The sequence below is a fragment of the Sporosarcina sp. Y1009 genome (genome assembly GCF_057669865.1).
In genome coordinates this window covers 130796-150154 of record NZ_JBYHFO010000008.1, presented here as the reverse complement: position 1 = coordinate 150154, position 19359 = coordinate 130796, and the positions used below count along the sequence as shown (strand labels likewise).

Here is a 19359-nt window from a genome sequence, read left to right as displayed (position 1 = left end):
TAATTGGCGATTGAAAATATACTAATGCCACAACTCGGTGAAAGTGTTACTGAGGGGACAATTGAAAAATGGTTGGTTAAACCTGGCGATAAAGTAAACAAATACGATCCACTCGCAGAAGTGAATACTGACAAAGTAAATGCTGAGGTGCCTTCATCATTTGAAGGCGTTATTAAAGAGCTGGTTGCCAAAGAAGGCGAAACACTGGCTGTCGGTGAAGTTGTTTGTGTGATTGAAACGGCAGAAAAAAGCACGAATAATGAAGATTCACAAATAGCTGCCTCTCCGGCAAAAGAAGAACCTGCTAATGAAATGCCAGCTGATGGTTCCCTTAAACCGACATCACCTATTAAGCGTGATAAAAGTGAAAGTGGTCGATATTCACCAGCAGTCTTACGTTTATCCCAAGAAAACAATATCGACTTATCGCTGATTGAAGGTACAGGGCGAGGTGGAAGAATTACACGAAAAGATTTGTTAGCAATCATAGAAAGTGGCGAAATACCGACAGCAGTGGCCGCGCCAGAAACGAAAGTTCAAACGCCACCATCCGCACCTGGACCTGTAGAACAAGTAAAAGCGGACGTGCCGGTTATGGCCGGTGATATCGAAATACCAGTTACTGGTGTCCGTCGTGCTATCGCGAACAACTTGTTACGTTCAAAACACGAAGCACCACATGCTTGGATGATGATTGAGGTCGACGTCACAAATCTTGTTGCTTATCGAGATTCTTTGAAAAATGAGTTCAAACAAAAAGAAGGATTCAACCTAACGTACTTTGCATTTTTCGTAAAGGCGGTATCACAAGCGTTGAAAGAGTTCCCGATGATGAATTCTATGTGGGCTGGCGATAAAATCATTCAGAAAAAAGATATTAACATTTCAATTGCAGTCGCAACAGAAGATTCACTATTTGTTCCAGTTATTAATCATGCAGACGAAAAGACGATTAAAGGAATTGGCCGAGATATTCAAGAATTGGCCACTAAAGTACGTACTGGAAAGTTAAAGTCAACTGAGATGCAAGGTGGAACTTTCACCGTGAATAATACTGGATCATTTGGTTCTGTACAATCTATGGGGATTATCAATCATCCACAAGCTGCAATTCTTCAAGTCGAATCAATTGTTAAACGTCCCGTTATCATGGACGGTGGCATGATTGCTGCACGCGATATGGTTAACCTTTGTCTATCGCTTGATCACAGAGTACTTGATGGACTTGTTGCGGGTCGTTTCCTTGCGCGCGTTAAAGAAATTTTAGAAAATATATCTAAAGAAAATACATCAATTTACTAAATGGAAAAAGCCCAGAACAGAAATAAGGTTCTGGGCTTTTTCAACTTACAATATGCTCGGTGCTCATGTAAAATAGAAGTTAGTCCAGTAGTTTAGGAGGGAATCGAAAAATGACAATACATACGATGAAAACAACGACTTTTGAAGATGTAAACTATTCCGAATGGAAAGAGGTTGCAGTTAAATCATTAAAAGGGAAACAGTTTGAAAAACTAATTACGAAAACGCCTGAAGGCATCGACTTACAGCCATTATATGTTAAAGAAGAAACAGATCATTCAGCGATGATTTCGACTATCAGGGCTGCAAAAAAACAACCTGGATGGGTGGTTGCTCAACATCAATATGCCGATGACGGGAAGTCATTTGTTCTAGCGCTTTCAAATTCACTTGAACGTGGAAACGAAGCGATTGTTTATGATGGGACAAAGCAACTTAAATGGGATGATAAGTCACTTGAAAGATTAGCGAATCTTCTTCCTTTACACCCAATATTCATAACAAATACGAAGCATGACGATTCTGTACTTAAAATATTTGATTTAGTAACAACAGAAAATCGAAGCAAGGTGCGGGGTGCCGTTTCGATTACGGGTTGTTTTTTACCAGAAGGCTATAAAAATATTCGAACTAATTTTTCAGATACACGCAGTGCGCATTTAAACGGTGCAGATGCGGTTACAGAGCTGGCACTTGCACTTGCAAAAGGGGCTGAAACTGCAACTACTTATAAAAGTTTTCATGAGTTTAGTGAACAGTTTTTTGTTGGTTTTGCAATTGACAGCCATTTCTTTATGGAAATCGCTAAAATCCGTGCTTTTCGTGTTTTATGGCAAGCACTTGGTACATCATTCGGTGAAACGAAGGTTGGTCATGTTCCAATTTTAACAGAAACTTCTCTTCGGACTTTTTCGAAACTAGATCCGTATGTCAATTTACTCCGTGCAGGAAACGAAGCATTTTCAGCTGTCCTCGGTGGTGCCGATGTGATTACTGTACACCCACATAACATATTAACAGGGGCAACACCTGCCTCCATTCGTTATGCGCAAAATGTACAACTCGTTATTAAAAATGAAACACTAGTGGATAAAGTACTCGATCCATCAGGTGGGTCATATTTTATCGATACTTTGACAAATGAACTTGTTGAAAAAGCGTGGGCATTATTTGTTGAAATCGATACAGCAGGTGGCTATAACACATATGTCAACGATGGAAAGCTTGAACAACATTTAAAAGCCTGCAGGTTGGATAATGCGAAGCAAGTAGCAATCGGGAAGAAATCCTTAATTGGAACAAATATTTATGCAGATTTAACTGCGGTTGAATTAAAAGAAAGCAGCAAAATAGTGATAGAGGGTCGTTTAGCTGAACCGTTTGAAAAGATAAGAGTCCATTTTCAAGAACAACAGCCCAAAACAGTTTTACTCTCATTTGGCGAATTAAAAGATGTGAAACCACGAGCAGATTTTGTTAGCGGATTTTTAGCTACAGGGGGGATTCACTCATCTTGGAGTCCCTTATTCACCAACCCGAAGGAAGCAAATGAATGGCTCCTGAATGCTAATCCTGATTATGTAGTCGTCTGCGCAAAACCTAATGTAACTGAAGAAGTCATGACAGATTTACTTAGCGGTCTTCCAAATGGAATTTTAATCGACGTAGCTGGAAATTTCGAGTCTGAACTGAGTGAAAGTTGGTTAGCCAACGGACTTAATGGGTTCATTTTCAGTGGACAAGACAAAATAAAAAAACTTGTAGAGATTAAAAATAAATGGAAAGGAGAAGTGAGCAATGAATAAGCCGAAGTTTAGTGATATAAATCCATTACAGGCAGCTAAATTATCAGAAGCAGTTACTATACCGGGCAATCCATTTTTAACGAATGAAGGAATCGACATTAAACCAGTTTATTCAAGAGAAGATGTTGAAAGCGTTTCCCATATGAACGATTATCCGGGTATCGCACCGAATATCCGAGGCCCTTATCCAACAATGTACGTTTCAAGACCTTGGACCGTTCGTCAATATGCAGGCTTCTCCACTGCAGAAGAGAGTAACGCATTTTATAGACGAAACCTTGCTATGGGACAAAAAGGCTTATCTGTTGCTTTTGATTTAGCAACGCACCGAGGTTATGATTCTGATCATCCCCGTGTGACGGGTGATGTTGGAAAAGCTGGTGTCGCAATCGATTCAGTGGAAGATATGAAAATCTTGTTTGATGGGATTCCGCTCGATGAGATGTCAGTATCCATGACGATGAACGGCGCAGTGCTCCCAGTAATGGCATTTTATATCGTTGCAGCTGAAGAACAAGGGGTAACGCCAGATAAACTTGCTGGGACCATTCAAAATGATATTTTAAAAGAATATATGGTTCGAAACACATATATTTTTCCGCCTGAAATGTCCATGAAAATTATTGCTGATATCTTTGAATTCACTTCCAAGAAGATGCCGAAATTCAACTCGATTTCAATTTCTGGCTATCATATGCAAGAAGCTGGTGCAACTGCGGATATCGAGTTAGCCTATACGCTGGCTGACGGACTTGAGTATGTGCGAACAGGATTAAAAGCAGGCATCGATATTGATTCATTCGCACCGAGATTGTCCTTTTTCTGGGCAATAGGGAAGAATTATTTTATGGAAATTGCGAAGATGCGCGCTGCTCGAAAAATGTGGGCACAAATGATTCAATCGTTTGAACCAGAAAACCCAAAGTCACTCGCACTTCGTACACATTCCCAAACGTCTGGTTGGAGTTTAACCGAGCAAGATCCGTTTAATAATGTGACACGCACACTTATCGAAGCAAATGCAGCAGCGATGGGCCATACACAGTCCCTTCATACGAATGCACTTGATGAAGCGATTGCACTTCCAACTGATTTTTCTGCACGGATTGCACGAAATACACAATTATTCTTACAAGAAGAAACCTTGATGACAAAGATTGCTGATCCATGGGGTGGTTCTTACTATGTTGAAAAATTGACAGACGAACTAATGGAGAAGGCATGGGCTTTAATTGAAGAAATCGAAGAACTAGGCGGTATGGCGAAAGCAATTGAAACAGGACTTCCTAAAATGAAAATTGAAGAGGCAGCGGCCAAACGACAAGCGCAAATCGATTCTAAAACGGAAACGATTATCGGGGTCAATAAATATCAACTCGACGTTGAAGAGCCCATTGATATCTTGGATATCGATAATACTGTCGTTCGACAAAAACAAATTGACCGAATCAATCACATAAAAGCAGAACGGAACAATGCTGAAGTTGAACGTACACTTCAAGCATTAATAAGCGCAGCGCGTACGGGAGAAGGTAATCTCCTTGAGATTGCAGTAGATGCAGCACGTGCACGTGCAACCATTGGTGAGATTTCAGATGCAATTGAATCAGTTTCAGGAAGACATAAGGCGGTGATTCGTTCTGTGAGTGGTGTATATAGTTCGAACTTTTCGAATCAGGAAGAAATTGATGAAGTGAAACAAATGGCAGAAGACTTCATGGAAAACGAAGGACGCAGACCAAGAATATTAATTGGGAAAATGGGACAAGACGGTCATGATAGAGGAGCAAAAGTGATTGCCTCTTCTTTTGCGGATTTAGGCTTTGACGTTGACATTGGTCCGCTATTTCAAACACCGGAGGAAACTGCCTTACAAGCCGCAGAAAACGACGTGCATGTCATCGGTGTGAGTTCACTTGCGGCAGGGCATAAAACACTCGTCCCAGAATTACGAAAAGAACTCGTTAAAATTGGACGTGAAGATATTCTTATCGTAGTCGGAGGCGTAATTCCTGCACAAGATTATGATTTTCTTCGTGAGAACGGGGCAGCTGCAATATTTGGTCCTGGAACTGTTATTCCTGTTGCCGCCCAAAAAGTTATTGAGGAAATTTACCATAGACTTGGGTATGAGGAAGTGACAGATTAATGGATAAAAAAGACGATTTCCGTGTCGATAGTGCTATGAACATCATGGATGGCATCAATTCTACACATGATGGAATGATCGCATTGCCTCGGAAACGTTTTGTTAAAAAACAACAAGTAATCTCAATTCCAGATTTAACTAAACACATTATGGATGGATCACGTCTAGCATTAGCAAAAGGGATTACCCTCATAGAAAGCATTACTGAAGCCGATAAAAAAGCGGGGCAACAACTTTTACTTAATTTGTTGCCTACTACCGGAAATAGTATTCGTATTGGAATTACAGGAGTTCCTGGTGCAGGGAAAAGTACTTTTATTGAAAGCTTCGGGCTCCTGTTAGCTCAAGCTGGTCATAAAGTTGCCGTGCTTGCAATTGACCCTAGTTCATCATTGACAGGTGGAAGTATTCTTGGCGATAAAACACGGATGGAAGAGCTAGCTAGACACCCTAACGCATTCATTAGGCCTTCTCCGACAGCGGGTACCCTCGGGGGTGTTCATAAAAAATCACGTGAAACGATGTTATTATGCGAAGCGGCTGGGTATGACATTATTCTAATTGAAACTGTTGGCGTTGGACAAAGTGAAACGGTTGTTCGTGGGATGGTCGACTTTTTTATGCTACTTGTTTTGACCGGTGCTGGAGATGAACTGCAAGGGATGAAAAAAGGAATTATGGAGCTCACGGATTTAATTGTCGTTCATAAAGCAGATGGAGATAATTTAAAGCTCGCAAAAAAGACTGTGAGAGAGTACAAACAACTGCTCCATTTTTTACAACCTACTTCTCCCGGTTGGACTTCAACAGCACTGCCAGTATCATCGCTTGCCAAAACTGGTCTCGATGACGTTTGGGAAAAAATCTTGCTCTTTAAAGAGGAAATGGAAAATAACCACGCCTGGGACAACCGTAGAAATTTACAAACAAAAGATTGGTTCCATTCGATGATTAATGACCGTCTCATAGATTCATTTTTTGCAGAAGCCGGTAGGAAAGAAACAGTTGCTAGATTAGAACATGAGTTACTTCAAGGAAATCTTACAGTAGCAAACGCGGTTGATCGTTTGTTTGATGTGTGAATCGAGTAGGAAGTTCACCTTAATAGATGCACAACTTTTTATGGTTATCCCTTGCAAGTCCTTTGCATGTCAATAATGCTCCTGTTATGATTACATTGAAACAAAGAAAGGGGTTAGATAGTAATGACTATGGATTTTAATCTTTTAATGAATGAAACAGTAACTAGAGCCCGCACCGAAATGGATGCAATCGGCTATGAACAATTAACATCAGTTGAACAAGTTGAGGAAGCAGTTAAGCGTTCAGGTACGACACTAGTCATGGTAAACTCGGTTTGTGGTTGTGCAGGTGGAATTGCACGTCCTGCAGCACAACATGCTATCCATTTTGATAAGCGCCCAGACCATCTCGTCACAGTGTTTGCTGGACAAGATAAAGAGGCTACAGCGCAAGCTAGAATGCATTTTGGTGAGGATCACTTACCATCATCTCCATCTTTTGTATTGTTAAAAGACGGGAAACCGGTCGCGGAAGTTGGCCGTTATGAAATCGAAGGACATGATCCAATGTCCGTTGTAGCAAACTTACAAGGCCATTTCGAGACGTATTGCGAAGACTTATAATACGTGATCAAAAAAACTGTTCGCACACATTTTATGTGTGCAAACAGTTTTTTTATTGGCCATCTTGCTACGGATGCCCTTAACTATTGAAATTACATCATACTTAATCCCATACCAAGTCCTGATACTAACATCAGTGCGATCATAACATATAGAATCCATTTGCGTACGTTTTTATTGGCCATTTTCAAACTCCTTAAAATAATTCTTATTCCTATTTTAACAGAAATTGTGGAAATCACAACAGGTAGCGGATTCTTCTTGTAAAATGGTACAATAGAGAGAGGGAGGGGTTTTGGGTGAAAAATGTTGATCATATTGGTATTGCTGTCAAGAACATCGATGATTCACTTAAATATTACATACATACACTGGGTTTAACATTGCTCGGGATTGAAGAAGTAAAAAGCCAGAAAGTTCGCGTGGCATTTATAGATGCTGGGAATATTAAACTTGAATTACTTGAGCCAACGGATGAAAGCGGTCCGGTTGCAAAATTTATAGAAACAAAAGGCGAAGGGATTCACCACATCGCATTTGGGGTAGCGGACATTCGGTCAAGAATGGTTGAACTTAGAGAAAAAGGCATTCACTTATTATCAGAAGAACCCAAAACAGGAGCGGGCGGCGCAGAGGTCGCATTTCTGCATCCTAAATCTTCTTTTGGTGTCTTATACGAACTATGTGAAAAAAGCGATAAAGGGGAATAATTGAATGGACATTTACGATAAAATTAATGAACTTTATGATAAACGCAGAGCAATTGAACTTGGTGGCGGTGACGAACGTATTAAGAAGCAACATGAGAAAGGGAAGTTAACCGCAAGAGAACGAATTGATCTTCTACTTGATAAAGACACTTTTGTCGAGCTAAAACCATTCGTCACGCATCGTACACGGGATTTCGGCATGGACATGCAAGAAGGACCCGGAGACGGTGTAGTGACTGGATACGGGAAAATTGAGGGTAGGCCGATTTACTTGTTTTCCCAGGATTTCACTGTTTTTGGCGGTGCACTCGGTGAAATGCATGCGATGAAAATCGCAAATGTTATGGATTTAGCTGCGAAAAATGGTGCGCCTTTTATCGGTTTAAATGATTCAGGCGGTGCAAGAATTCAAGAAGGCGTCCTTTCTTTAGATGGTTATGGGGAAATTTTTTATCGTAACGCGATTTATTCTGGTGTTATTCCGCAAATTTCGGTAATTTTAGGGCCATGTGCAGGTGGCGCAGTTTATTCGCCGGCGATTACGGATTTTGTATTTATGACAGACAACACTAGTCAAATGTTTATTACTGGACCAAAAGTAATTGAAACCGTAACCGGCGAAAAAATTTCTTCAGAAGCGCTTGGCGGTTCAAAAGTACATAACTCAATTAGTGGGAATGCACATTTCCGTGGGGAAGACGAAAAGACCGTTTTGGAAAATGTTCGTAAACTCCTGTCATACTTGCCGCAAAATAACGAGGAAAAGCCGCCTATTGCGAACTACGCTGACAGTGATGATTATCGTCCAGATCTTGCAGATGTCGTTCCTTATGAAGGCATTCGCCCTTATGATGTTCGACGTGTAATTGAACAAGTCGTCGATGTAGATTCATTTATGGAAGTACAGCCTGAATTTGCACGGAATATTGTCATCGGATTCTCTCGTATTAAAGGTGAAACGGTAGGATTAGTTTGCAATCAGCCGCGTGTCATGGCTGGTGGACTTGATATCGATTCGTCCGATAAAGCCGCTCGTTTTATTCGTTTTTGCGATGCTTTCAACATTCCGATTATTACATTTGAAGATGTTAGTGGATTTTTCCCTGGTGTAAAACAAGAGCACGGCGGCATTATTCGCCACGGAGCAAAAATCTTGTATGCATATTCAGAGGCTACCGTTCCAAAGATGACTGTTATTTTACGAAAAGCTTTCGGCGGTGCGTATGTTGCGCTTAACTCGAAATCGATTGGGGCAGACATTGTTTATGCATGGCCGAATGCCGAGATTGCAGTTATGGGTCCTGAAGGCGCTGCAAATATTATTTCCTCACGTGATATCGCAAACTCGGATAATCCAGAGGAAACCCGAGCAGAGAAAATTGAAGAGTATCGTGCAAAATTTGCTAATCCATATGTCGCTGCCTCTCATGGAATGGTTGATGACGTTATCGATCCAAGAGAAACGCGCATTAAGCTAATTCAAGCATTGGATATGATGCGGAATAAAAAAGAAACAAGACCTAAAAAGAAACATGGAAATATACCGCTTTAAGGAGATGGAATTTAATGAATAAAGAAAGACTACTAGAAGAATTTTTTGAGCTTGTGCAAATCGACTCTGAAACAAAAGATGAACGTGTAATTGCAGATGTATTGAAAACGAAAATGGAAGAACTCGGGTTTACGGTCATTGAAGATGATTCCGCACAAAGAAGTGGACACGGTGCTGGAAATCTAATTGCTTCTATTAAAGGGACCGTAGCTGACGCGGATTCCATTTACTTCACATGTCATATGGACACTGTTGTTCCAGGATTAGGTATAAAACCAGAACTGCGCAAAGACGGCTATGTCTATTCCGACGGCACGACAATTCTGGGTGCGGATGATAAAGCAGGTATCGCAGCATTATTTGAAATGATGCGTACGGTAAAAGAAAATAATATCTCACACGGGAATATTCAATTTGTTATTACTGCGGGTGAAGAAAGTGGACTTGTAGGCGCGAAGGAAATGGACACTTCCCTCATTACATCAAAATACGGTTATGCGGTAGATAGTGATGGAAAAGTAGGCGGCATTGTAACATCAGCACCGTATCAAGCTAAACTATGGACCACGATTTTAGGTAAAACGGCGCATGCGGGTGTTGCGCCAGAAAAAGGTGTATCAGCGATTAATATTGCAGCCAAGTCAATTTCCGCAATGACGCTTGGGCGCATTGATGCTGAAACGACAGCAAATATCGGGAGTTTCCACGGAGGGCGCGCAACAAATATCGTCTGCGATGAAGTTACAATCGTAGCAGAAGCACGTTCGATTAATCCGGAAAAGTTAGAAAAGCAAACGAATCATATGGTTTCAACATTTGAACGAGTAGCTGAACAAATGGGTGGTCATGCTAAAACTGAAGTTCAAGAAATGTATCCGGGATTCAGCTTTGAAGAAAATGCTGAAGTTGTTCAAACAGCAATTCAAGCCATTAACAATATCGGTAGAACTCCTGAGCTATTATCGAGTGGCGGAGGTAGTGACGGTAACGTCTTTAACGGCGCAGGTATTCCAACCGTTACATTATCAGTTGGGTATGAAGAAATTCATACGAAAAATGAACGGATGCCAGTTGAAGAATTAAATAAATTAACTGAATTACTTATAGAAATTGTTAAGGTAACAGCTTCAAAAGAATAAAGTAATTAGCAAATAAATGGGGGGGAAGTCATGTGGCGACTGTCGGTGAAACACGGGCAAGGGTCATCCTGCATCTTGATATGAATAGTTTCTTCGCTTCAGTTGAACAGGCACATGACCCCTCACTAAAAGGAATTCCAATGGCGGTTGCGGGAAATCCGAAACAACGCCGTGGGATCCTCGTAACTTGTTCGTATGAAGCGAGAGCACTCGGCATCTATACAACGATGACAGTGGGTGAAGCGAGACGACTTTGCCCCGACTTAGTTATCGTTCCGCCTGATTTCGAAAAATATAGAATCGCATCCAAAGCCGTATTTGATATATTACGAACGTATACGGACCTTGTTGAACCCGTTTCCATTGATGAGGCATATATCGATATTACTGGCATCGGCGGCCTCACTGATGCCGTTTCAATTACGGAAGGCATTCAACAACGAATCATGCAAGAGCTGGATTTGCCATGTTCAATTGGAATTGCACCGAATAAGTTTCTTGCTAAAACAGCATCTGATATGAAGAAACCCATGGGAATAACAATTTTACGTAAGCGTGAAATCGAAAAAATCCTTTGGTCACTTCCTGTCATTGAAATGCATGGGATTGGAAAAAGTACTGAAAAGAAGCTGAACGAACTCGGTATTTACACCATTGGAGATATCGCTACAGCGGATGAAAAAAGAATAAGCTTATCTCTAGGCAAAAATGGGGAACGCTTAAGGAAACGAGCGAACGGCATTGATGAGCGACTTGTGGATCCAGAAGCAGCGGAAGAACGGAAAAGCGTAGGAAGTTCGACGACCTTACCAATCGATGAAACTGAACTAAATGAATGCTTAAAAACATTCAAATGGTTGGCCAATAAAGTTGCCATGCGACTGGAACGTGAACAATTAGCTGGAACTGTGATTATGATTCAAATTCGCACTGCTGATTGGAAAAACCAAACGAGAAGCAGAACAGTACTTAATCCGCTTTATAAAGAAGATGAAATCTATCATGAAGCAGTCGAATTATTTAAATTATATTGGGATGGTGAACCGATCCGTCTACTTGGGATAACTATATCAAACGTCATACCGACGAATGAATTATATGAGCAATTATCGATTTATAATTTTGAAAAACATGCGGAATCAGAGAAACTGGATAGCCTTGTGAAAAAAATTGAACAGAAATTCGGACCTGGCTCAATAAAAAGAGGGCAATCCTAACAAATCGTGGAAAGGTGGGAAAATCTTATGGAATTACAGTTTTTAGGAACTGGCGCAGGGATGCCGTCTAAAATGCGTAATACGTCCTCAGTCGTCGTAAATCTTTCTGCCGAAGGAGAAGGATTGTGGCTAGTTGACTGCGGGGAAGCAACACAACATCAAATATTACATACTCCATTGAAACCGAGTAAAATAGCTAAAATTTTTGTCACCCACCTACACGGGGATCATATTTTAGGCTTACCAGGCCTTTTAAGTTCCAGGTCATTTCTTGGTGGCGAGGATGCCCTTCATATTTATGGACCAGTCGGACTGGAAGAATGGCTGACAACTACATTTCAATTAAGTCAAACTCATTTAACATATCAACTTGTTATTCATGAAGTTCGAGACGGAATTGTTTTTGAGAATGATTACTTTCTGGTTACAGCAAAATCATTACGCCATGTGATTCCGTGTTTCGGTTATCGGATTGAACAAAAACCGCTGCCAGGGAAATTACTGATTGAAGAAGTGACAAAAATAGGTGTTCCAAAAGGTCCGCTTTTGAAGCAATTAAAAGATGGAGTAGACGTTGAATTGCCAGATGGTCGACTCGTCTTAAGTAAAGATGTGACAGGAGAACCACAAGAAGGATTTACCGTTACAATCCTTGGTGACACACGTTATTGTGCTGAAGCAATTGAGTTGGCGCATAAAGCGGATATTTTAATTCATGAAGCAACCTTCGATCTAGAAACGGGCGAACTTGCAAAAGACTATGGTCATTCAACAATTGGCGATGCGGCAACAACCGCAAAATTAGCCGAAGCAAAAACACTAATTGCCAATCATATTAGTGCTCGTTTTTTGCCAAGAGACATTCCCGAATTATTAAAGCAAGGACAAGCCATTTTTCCAGACCTTTATATTGCTGAAGACTTTGCGAGGTTTGAATGGAAAAACCACACACTTATTCATATAGAAAACTAAAGTAAAACACAACTAATAGGTCAAGAAACAAACCCGGTTTTTCCTTTGAGTAGGAACAATCGGGTTTATTTTTAAAAAAACATCATTTCACTGATACAACTTGTCCGTTTGTCATCTTCATAAGTTCATCTGGTGTTAGTTGAAATACTGCTTTTGGATGTCCGGCGGCCGCCCAAATCGTTTTAAACTGAAAAAGATCTTCGTCGATTAAGGTGCGCACTGGTTCTTTATGTCCTAGTGGAGGTACACCACCGATGACAAACCCTGTCGACTCGCGAACAAAGTCTGCATCAGCTTTCCCTAATTTATCATCGAGTTGCCTGGCAATAGACTTCTCGTTGATACGATTGATACCACTTGCAACAACTAAAAGAGGTTCATTTGTACTTTTAAGTCGGAAAATAATTGATTTGGCAATTTGCGCCACTTCACATCCTAACGCATCTGCTGCTTCTTGCGCGGTTCGCGCACTGTCTGTTAATTGGACAATCTCGTTTGAATAGCCCAATTCACGTAAAGAATTCTCTACAAGCTGGGTGCTTCCCGATAAAATCTGCATAATTCCCAATCCTTTCGAACCTTTTTGAATTATTAAAATAACTATTTCTTCATTCAATATATCATAGTAGTGTTTCACATTAACAATCATTTTGGAAAATAGTTATTTTATACGTGAGAAATGGTTCAGACGATAGGTATGGAAAACCCACGAATGAGAAAATTCGTGGGTTTTCGATTATTATCTAATTAAAAAATCCAGCCTCGCTCATATTGTTTCGGAGTTTCAATTTTCACGCCTAACTCTTTCGCTGCGGTGTATGCCCAGTAGGGATCACGTAATAATTCTCTTGCCAATAAAACGACATCGGCGCGGTTGTTTTTTAAAATTTCTTCTGCTTGGATGCTAGTGGTAATTAGACCAACAGCCCCAGTAGCAATACCCGCGCCTTCTTTGATTGTCTCCGAAAACTTCACTTGATAACCCGGATAAGCGTCGATTCTTGCCGGAACCACAGCCCCAGAACTCACATCAATCAAATCCACACCTTGCGCTTTCATCCATTTTACCATTTCAATATAAGTTTCCGGCGTCATGCCGCCTTCTGTGTAATCATATGCGGAAATACGGACAAATAAAGGTCCTTCCCAAACTGAACGCACTTCCTGGATGATTTCACGTAAAATGCGGTAGCGATTTTCACTCGTTCCGCCATATTCATCTGTCCGTTTATTCGATAAAGGAGATAAGAACTCGTTGATTAGATAACCATGTGCTCCGTGCAGTTCGATTACATCGAATCCAGCTTTCTCAGCTCGAATTGCGCCATCTTTAAATGCTTGAATCGTCTCCTGTATATCGTCTTTCGTCATTTCAACAGGCGTTTTATAGGAATCGTTGAATCGAATCGCAGACGGTGCGTAAATATCGCTGTCAACAGTCGCTTTCCGTCCGGCATGTGCCAGTTGGATGCCCGTTTTTGCGCCGTGTTGTTTCATGAGGCGAACGGCTTCTGCAAGACCGTCGATATGATCATCGTTCCAAATGCCAAGATCCTGCGCGGATATGCGTCCTTCTGGTTGTACCGCCGTCGCCTCCACAATAATAAGTCCAACTTGCCCGACGGCACGCGTTGCATAATGAGTTTTATGCCAGTCTTCAATCATGCCATCTTCATGATGACTCGAATACATACACATTGGTGCCATCACAATGCGGTTTTTAAATTCGACACCGCGTATTGTATAAGGTTCAAATAACTTAGCCAAATGAATAACCTCCATATTTATTTCTTCTACTAGTATAGCAATAAAGAAGAATGCAGTTCAATTCTTGGCTGTTACAGTTCAGGAATAATAGTATGTTGATGAATTTCTAATAGTTGCATCAGTTATGACTAAAGTTCCCCCGAGAAGGAAAACGTTTTATCGAAAGAAAGCAACATCAAGAAAAAATGGTGAATAAATATTGCTATTCCGCACCTAGTTCACGCGACCGAGCAGTTGCTTTTTCAATGCACTCAGCAATTGTTTCTTTGAAAAATCGATTTTCCAATGCTTGTAGTCCTGCCGCGGTTGTTCCACCGGGACTTGTCACATTTTCCCGGAGTTCAGCTGGTTCCGTTCCAGTCACTTTCATCATCGCCGCAGCACCTTCAAGCGTTTGGATGATGAGTGAGCGTGCCACATCTTTTTTCAACCCTTTACTAATCGCAGCTTCCTCGAGCGCTTCCGCCAAGTAATAGACATAAGCCGGACCACTTCCGGAAAGGGCAGTCAACGCGTGCAAATCGTCTTCTTCAACTTCTTTTACTAGGCCAATCGATTCTAACAAACCTAGAAGCTGTTTTCGCATATTGATATCGACTGCAGTATTCATAGCAATGCCAGTTGCTGATTTTCCAATCGTTGCGGATGTGTTCGGCATGGATCTCGCAATTGGTCGATTTCCTAGACCGTTTTCAATAGTGCTTATGGAAACGCCGGCAATTACAGATAAAACAGCAGTATTTTTATTTATGAAAGGGCAGATGTCAGTTAGTACTTGCTGAATGTCTTTTGGTTTCGTCGCAAGAACGACAAGATCCGCATTTTCGAATGCTTTTTTCTCCTTGCACACGATGGACACTCCATACCTTTTTTGCAATGAAATCAATCTTTCATCGTCAGATTTATTCATCACAAATACATCTTGAGGTAGTACCGCACCTTGCGCTACAATTCCACCGATAATAGCCTCCGCCATCGAACCCGCACCTACAAATATGATCTTTTCCAAAAAATCGCCTCTTTCATTTCAATAAAATCAAAAAAAATGCGTTCTCATCCTACTTAAAGGACGAAAACGCATGTTTCCGCGGTACCACCTAAATTTGCCGAATTTACGGCACTACTTGTTTCCAACTTAACGCGTTGGAGACGGTCGTGTTTCCACAACAGCTCGGAAGCAGGTTCGAAATGGGAGAGGGATGTGTGGCTTTCAGCCGGTGGCCACATTTTCTTATCTCCATCACCATAACTACTCGTCTTCGTCAAAGCTTACATGTTCCTGAATTAGTCTGATTATTGCATGCTAACCATTGAAAGTCAACAAATTAATAATTCGACTAAAAGAATAGATGACCTCGACTCCCAAAAGATGTACAATGAACTGAATACCTATTCATTTACACATGAAGGAGATTTTACATATGATACATACAATAGTTATTCCGACACCATTCGCAGTTGGTGATGTAAACGCGTTTCTCATCAAAGGAGATACGTTATCACTCGTTGACGCGGGACCGAAAACACCAGAAGCGTATGAAGCACTCAAGCATGGCCTGAAAGAGGCAGGTTACACATTTTCTGATATTGAACAAGTCTTCTTAACACACCATCACCCTGATCATGCGGGTTGGATTGATGCATTTGAAAACGCAACAGTGCTCGGACATCCCTACAATAATTTTTGGTTAAAACGAGACGAAGCTTTTTTTAATTATCATGACAAGTTTTACCTTGATTGCCTTATCGAAGAAGGTGTACCCGATGAGTATTTAGCTTGGGTAAAAAAGATGAAAAGATCCGTTGCGCTTATGGGAGACAGACCGTTAGATAAAATACTTATTGAAGGAGATGCGCTACCTGGACATCCGGGTTGGACAGCTCTAGAAACATTGGGACATGCGCAAAGCCATCATGTCTTTTGGAATGAAGACACAAGACAGATGATTGGGGGCGACCTCGTCCTTCCGAAAGTGGCATCAAATCCACTAATTGAACCACCACTTGATCCAGAAGATAAGCGCCCGCGTTCATTGCTTCAATACAATGAATCCTTAAAAAGAATTCTTACGTTGCCTGTTGAAGTCATTTACCCGGGCCATGGGGACGAAGTACGAAATGCACATCCGCTTATTGAGGCCAGACTTGAAAAACAACGGGAACGTGCCATGAAAGTACATGCCATGATGGACAATGGACCACGAACAATTTTCGAATTAACAAAAGCACTTTTCCCAACTGTGTACGAAAAAGAACTCGGGCTCACATTATCTGTAGCAATCGGACATACTGATTACCTTGTCGACAAGGAACTCGTTCGTGAAACTCGAGATGAAAGTGGTATTTTGCATTATGAAAAAGCGTAAATCCTTCCTAATCACAGGCGCAACAAGTGGAGTAGGATATGCATTGACCAAGCGATTGCTAAAAGAAGGGCATGAAGTTTGGGCAACCGGAAGAGCCCCGGATGTATTATGGGAGTTGGAGAATGAAGGGGCACATACGATACCCGCGGATTTATCTGAAATGGAAGGCATCGATTTTATCATGGAACAAATTGGTTTTCCAGACGTTGTTATTTTTTCCGCAGGTGTCGGTACGTTCCAATATGCGCATGAACTTTCCAGCGAAACAACACGTAGAACAATGGACATCAACGTCGTTGCACCAATCGAACTGACAAAACGTCTACTGCCGAACATGATGGCACGTAAAAGTGGCCATTTAATCTACCTCGGCTCTCAAGCGGGGAAGGTTGCAACCCCGAAGGCCTCTGTCTACGCTGCGTCAAAACATGCACTATTAGGGTATGCGAATGCACTACGTATGGAAGTTGCGCCGTTCGGCATTCACGTTACGACAATTAATCCAGGTCCAATCGATACAGCGTTCCTAGATCTTGCAGACAAGACTGGGAATTACCGTAAATCGTTAAGTAAACATTTACTGACCGTAGACACAGTTGTCGATTCAGTGATGCAATCGATTGAAAAACCTGTAAGAGAAGTGAATCTACCTTGGTATATGGGAATTACAAGTAAACTTCACGCGCTTGCACCAACGCTTGTCGAACGATTAGGACGCAACTACTTTTTGAAAAAATAGCCGATGAAAAACCAGCCGATTAATTTCTCACGGCTGGTTTCATTGTTATTAGGCCTTTATTTCAGGAAACGTTATGGCCAATTTTTGGTTTATATTTATGACTTCCATGAGTTCATGATCGAAGAGATAGGGCGTATCATTTTTGTCTTGGGGTGTTATTTCTTCGTAGAGATTATTTACGGATAATACAGGAAATGTAATAGGCATAGATCGACCCTGGTTACGAATCGTCATATTGCCCATCAAAAATAGCTCTTTGCTAGATGCGGCAAAACTTAGGTGCCCGACTTCTTTGTTTAAGCTACCAGAAACGATTTTTACGTCCTGCAATAATGAAATCATACAGATAATGAAATCATTGATGATGTCTAAAGGTAGTTTTTCAAAGCCAAGTTGTAGAAATAAAGCGTTGAAACCGTTTCTGATTTCTTTAAACGAGAAGATATTCTCAATTTTTCTACGGTTTTTTTCTTTTCCTAGATTATTAATAATATCCTTACATTCATTCAGGTAATCCTTTACGTAGCCCGTACTCTTTTCTCTATGTACAATAAAGTCTGAAAGTTCTTTAATCACTTTAATTTCGCTCGCATGCTCTCTAACGCCCATTAAAAAGCTATACACATCTTTTTCATCAAAACTTCTTTCGGAAAACTTTTTGTAGTAGTGATCAACTAATTGTTTTTCTTTTCTATCCATGATATTCTCTCCTAATCTTGCATGCAAAATAATTATGCTTCTATACAACTATAACATTTTCTACTACAAAGACCTGTACAAACATATTTTACACGTCACTTTTTAGTGCTAAACTGAAATGAAAAAATGGTCAAGAGGGCAACCTCCTGACCATTTTAATCTTGCAAAATCACTGATTTCCAAAGAAAACAACAAGAATAGTAATAACTACAATAGCAACTAACGAAAAAATCGTTACCTTTAGAGCACTTATTGGCGCGTTTCCACTGACTTTTCCAGTTTGTCCATTCACTAAAAATCGGTAAACCTTATTATTGAAATGAAACGATGAAATCCAGATTGGCAATAAGATATGTTTATACGTAATGTCATCGTAATTGGTAGAGACGCTTGTAACTTGTACAACATCCCCGTGAACTTGTCTTTCGATCCCATTTGTAATCCGCCTGTCAATTATCGCTTTTGCCCCATTCCAACCTTCCTTCAGAGGAATTGAATATCTTTCTGCCAAGAAACCCGATAGAAACTGAGATTTATAGTCAACAAGGGCATTCAATTGGAAAGGTTCGATTTTATGAATGAGATCACTTGCTACATTACGGGAGGCTTTTACAAGAACATCATCAAAAAACTCATTGTACCGGCCGCTCTCTGTCCGCCATCTAATTTTCCGAACTTGTTCTGTTACTTGTCTAGATTTACCGTCCTCAACGACGGTTCGCGTGACGGTAACATAATAATAGGTTCCGATTCGTACGACAAAATTTGAACGGGTCTCCGAATCGAATGTCCAATAGGGAAGATACGCCCCGGAAATTTTACTTAATTGATAAGATTTTTTCAGTGAAGAAGGGGCGAAGTAGCGCTTATTAATCCAAACTTTAAATTTCTCGATTGCTTCCTCTTTCGGCACTTGAAAGGGAAGGACTAGGGCGGGTTTAATCCCCGCGTGATTTTCACTTGAAGAAATATGAGATGAGCCGCAAAATGTACAAAAGTCAGCTACTTTGTCTTTATCTAAAACCGTTTCAGCTCCACAGTTTTCACATGAAAAAACGCGTTTTTCATCATCCCAACTATGGTCATCTTTTTCTAATGCTTGTAAAAAGCTATGCTCAATTGTATTATGTTGTGTTTTTTCAATTTCTTTTTCGCTTCCACAAAAAGGACATTTAAGAGCGCCGCTGGAAGGGTCATAAACTGTATTCCCCCCACAAGAAGAACATTGATTTACTTCGGTTTGTTCAATCGTTACCGGTTCGGTTTGTTCGTTATTTTCCGAGTTTGTCACGAGCT

Annotated in this window: 18 protein-coding genes; 12 read left to right on the top strand and 6 right to left on the bottom strand. The window is 40.8% G+C overall.

All coding sequences use genetic code 11. The features are described from left to right. Positions 1 to 3: 3 nt before the first annotated feature. The 5 genes from AC25Y1_RS12010 to AC25Y1_RS11990 all read left to right on the top strand — a co-directional run bounded on the left by AC25Y1_RS12010 (position 4) and on the right by AC25Y1_RS11990 (position 6902). Positions 4 to 1302, top strand: coding sequence for a dihydrolipoamide acetyltransferase family protein (locus AC25Y1_RS12010; protein ID WP_488148233.1), 1299 nt, complete (start codon positions 4 to 6; stop codon positions 1300 to 1302). A 110-nt stretch (positions 1303 to 1412) separates the two neighbouring features. Beyond that, positions 1413 to 3107, top strand: a complete 1695-nt coding sequence (locus tag AC25Y1_RS12005) for a methylmalonyl-CoA mutase family protein (RefSeq protein WP_488148232.1) — start codon at positions 1413 to 1415, stop codon at positions 3105 to 3107. Further along, complete coding sequence (gene scpA / locus AC25Y1_RS12000) at positions 3100 to 5256, top strand: methylmalonyl-CoA mutase (RefSeq protein WP_488148231.1); 2157 nt, start codon at positions 3100 to 3102, stop codon at positions 5254 to 5256. The genes AC25Y1_RS12005 and scpA overlap by 8 nt, the downstream gene beginning before the upstream one ends. Further along, positions 5256 to 6338 carry a methylmalonyl Co-A mutase-associated GTPase MeaB gene (meaB, locus tag AC25Y1_RS11995; RefSeq protein ID WP_488148230.1) on the top strand — a complete coding sequence of 361 codons (1083 nt, stop codon included), beginning with the start codon at positions 5256 to 5258 and terminating at the stop codon, positions 6336 to 6338. The genes scpA and meaB overlap by 1 nt, the downstream gene beginning before the upstream one ends. A 123-nt stretch (positions 6339 to 6461) precedes the next feature. Next, positions 6462 to 6902 (top strand): BrxA/BrxB family bacilliredoxin, encoded by a 441-nt coding sequence (locus AC25Y1_RS11990; RefSeq protein WP_488148229.1) that lies wholly within the window; start codon positions 6462 to 6464, stop codon positions 6900 to 6902. A gap of 92 nt (positions 6903 to 6994) precedes the next feature. Here AC25Y1_RS11990 and prli42 read toward each other — a convergent pair whose 3' ends face one another. Then, positions 6995 to 7087 (bottom strand): stressosome-associated protein Prli42, encoded by a 93-nt coding sequence (gene prli42, locus AC25Y1_RS11985; RefSeq protein WP_488148228.1) that lies wholly within the window; start codon positions 7085 to 7087, stop codon positions 6995 to 6997. A 114-nt stretch (positions 7088 to 7201) separates the two neighbouring features. On the opposite strand from prli42, the gene mce reads away from it, so the two are divergent. Genes mce through rnz form a run of 5 tightly spaced genes read left to right on the top strand, consistent with a single transcriptional unit; the run spans position 7202 to position 12492 of the window. Then, complete coding sequence (mce, locus tag AC25Y1_RS11980) at positions 7202 to 7612, top strand: methylmalonyl-CoA epimerase (RefSeq protein ID WP_488148227.1); 411 nt, start codon at positions 7202 to 7204, stop codon at positions 7610 to 7612. 4 nt (positions 7613 to 7616) lie between these two features. Beyond that, a complete protein-coding gene (locus AC25Y1_RS11975) occupies positions 7617 to 9164 on the top strand; it encodes an acyl-CoA carboxylase subunit beta (RefSeq protein ID WP_488148226.1) in 1548 nt (515 codons plus the stop codon). A 14-nt stretch (positions 9165 to 9178) separates the two neighbouring features. Next, positions 9179 to 10303, top strand: coding sequence for a M20/M25/M40 family metallo-hydrolase (locus AC25Y1_RS11970; protein WP_488148225.1), 1125 nt, complete (start codon positions 9179 to 9181; stop codon positions 10301 to 10303). A 32-nt stretch (positions 10304 to 10335) separates the two neighbouring features. Further along, positions 10336 to 11520: a DNA polymerase IV gene (locus AC25Y1_RS11965; protein WP_488148224.1), complete on the top strand. Its 1185-nt coding sequence runs from the start codon at positions 10336 to 10338 to the stop codon at positions 11518 to 11520. 27 nt (positions 11521 to 11547) lie between these two features. Next, positions 11548 to 12492 (top strand): ribonuclease Z, encoded by a 945-nt coding sequence (gene rnz, locus AC25Y1_RS11960; RefSeq protein WP_488148223.1) that lies wholly within the window; start codon positions 11548 to 11550, stop codon positions 12490 to 12492. 82 nt (positions 12493 to 12574) lie between these two features. On the opposite strand, the gene AC25Y1_RS11955 is transcribed toward rnz, so the two are convergent. From AC25Y1_RS11955 to proC, 3 genes are all read right to left on the bottom strand, one after another. Next, positions 12575 to 13108 carry a YbaK/EbsC family protein gene (locus tag AC25Y1_RS11955; protein WP_488148222.1) on the bottom strand — a complete coding sequence of 178 codons (534 nt, stop codon included), beginning with the start codon at positions 13106 to 13108 and terminating at the stop codon, positions 12575 to 12577. A gap of 131 nt (positions 13109 to 13239) precedes the next feature. Continuing rightward, complete coding sequence (gene namA / locus AC25Y1_RS11950; RefSeq protein WP_488148221.1) at positions 13240 to 14259, bottom strand: NADPH dehydrogenase NamA; 1020 nt, start codon at positions 14257 to 14259, stop codon at positions 13240 to 13242. A 202-nt stretch (positions 14260 to 14461) separates the two neighbouring features. Further along, entirely contained in the window at positions 14462 to 15268 is an 807-nt protein-coding gene (gene proC, locus AC25Y1_RS11945; protein WP_488148220.1) for a pyrroline-5-carboxylate reductase, read from the bottom strand. Between the two features lie 412 nt (positions 15269 to 15680). Here proC and AC25Y1_RS11940 point away from each other — a divergent pair, with 412 nt between their 5' ends. Beyond that, positions 15681 to 16625, top strand: coding sequence for an MBL fold metallo-hydrolase (locus AC25Y1_RS11940; protein ID WP_488148219.1), 945 nt, complete (start codon positions 15681 to 15683; stop codon positions 16623 to 16625). Then, the gene (locus AC25Y1_RS11935; protein WP_488148218.1) at positions 16612 to 17364 is read left to right on the top strand and encodes an SDR family NAD(P)-dependent oxidoreductase; all 753 of its coding nucleotides are present in this window, start codon (positions 16612 to 16614) and stop codon (positions 17362 to 17364) included. Before AC25Y1_RS11940 ends, AC25Y1_RS11935 begins: the two co-directional genes overlap by 14 nt. 48 nt (positions 17365 to 17412) lie before the next feature. Here the strand turns inward: AC25Y1_RS11935 and AC25Y1_RS11930 are convergent, their stop codons facing one another. After that, positions 17413 to 18063 (bottom strand): hypothetical protein, encoded by a 651-nt coding sequence (locus AC25Y1_RS11930; RefSeq protein WP_488148217.1) that lies wholly within the window; start codon positions 18061 to 18063, stop codon positions 17413 to 17415. Between the two features lie 169 nt (positions 18064 to 18232). Further along, positions 18233 to 19354, bottom strand: coding sequence for a hypothetical protein (locus AC25Y1_RS11925; protein ID WP_488148216.1), 1122 nt, complete (start codon positions 19352 to 19354; stop codon positions 18233 to 18235). Between the last annotated feature and the right edge of the window lie 5 nt (positions 19355 to 19359).

Bases quoted from the DNA above. Each gene is read 5' to 3' on its own strand.
- AC25Y1_RS12005 (WP_488148232.1), top strand. From the start codon at position 1,413: ATGACAATACATACGATGAAAACAACGACTTTTGAAGATGTAAACTAT.
- scpA (WP_488148231.1), top strand. From the start codon at position 3,100: ATGAATAAGCCGAAGTTTAGTGATATAAATCCATTACAGGCAGCTAAA.
- meaB (WP_488148230.1), top strand. From the start codon at position 5,256: ATGGATAAAAAAGACGATTTCCGTGTCGATAGTGCTATGAACATCATG.
- AC25Y1_RS11990 (WP_488148229.1), top strand. From the start codon at position 6,462: ATGACTATGGATTTTAATCTTTTAATGAATGAAACAGTAACTAGAGCC.
- prli42 (WP_488148228.1), bottom strand. From the start codon at position 7,087: ATGGCCAATAAAAACGTACGCAAATGGATTCTATATGTTATGATCGCA.
- AC25Y1_RS11975 (WP_488148226.1), top strand. From the start codon at position 7,617: ATGGACATTTACGATAAAATTAATGAACTTTATGATAAACGCAGAGCA.
- AC25Y1_RS11970 (WP_488148225.1), top strand. From the start codon at position 9,179: ATGAATAAAGAAAGACTACTAGAAGAATTTTTTGAGCTTGTGCAAATC.
- rnz (WP_488148223.1), top strand. From the start codon at position 11,548: ATGGAATTACAGTTTTTAGGAACTGGCGCAGGGATGCCGTCTAAAATG.
- AC25Y1_RS11940 (WP_488148219.1), top strand. From the start codon at position 15,681: ATGATACATACAATAGTTATTCCGACACCATTCGCAGTTGGTGATGTA.
- AC25Y1_RS11935 (WP_488148218.1), top strand. From the start codon at position 16,612: ATGAAAAAGCGTAAATCCTTCCTAATCACAGGCGCAACAAGTGGAGTA.
- AC25Y1_RS11930 (WP_488148217.1), bottom strand. From the start codon at position 18,063: ATGGATAGAAAAGAAAAACAATTAGTTGATCACTACTACAAAAAGTTT.